Annotated in this window: 1 rRNA gene; it reads left to right on the forward strand. The window is 59.4% G+C overall.

The features are described from left to right. Nucleotides 1–532: ribosomal RNA gene (locus tag FK530_RS25395) — 23S ribosomal RNA — on the forward strand; the annotation flags it as partial.

The raw sequence follows: 532 nt of genomic DNA on the forward strand, positions 1-532 counted from the left end.
AGGGCCAGGTTTATCCGCCCTGGGTTAGTCGGGTCCTAAGGCGAGGCCGACAGGCGTAGTCGATGGATGACCAGTTGATATTCTGGTACCGCCTATCAACCGTCCAATGCTGAAGTCACTGTGCTAACCGGTAGCTCCTGGTGCTTCCTTCGCCTTCGGGTGGGGGTTGTGTTGGGGGTCCCGGGATCCTGGTGGTGTGTAGGCAAGCGTGTTAACAGGGGTGACGCAGAGAGGGAGCTGCCGCACACCGGTGGTTGTGTGTGTCCAAGGTTGTGGCCCGTCTTCCAGGCAAATCCGGGAGGCATGTGGGTGAGGACTGATGGGGCTGGTCTTCGGGCTGGCTGGTGGTGTGCCTGTGCTGCCGAGAAAAGCCTCGACGCGAGGGTGGTAGGCGCCCGTACCCTAAACCGACTCAGGTGGTCAGGTAGAGTATACCGAGGCGTTCGAGTGAATCATGGTTAAGGAACTCGGCAAAATTCCCCCGTAACTTCGGGATAAGGGGGACCCCGTACTGTTCGCACCTTTTGCGGGT

The sequence above is a fragment of the Tsukamurella conjunctivitidis genome (assembly GCF_007858475.1).
Lineage (GTDB): Bacteria > Actinomycetota > Actinomycetes > Mycobacteriales > Mycobacteriaceae > Tsukamurella > Tsukamurella conjunctivitidis.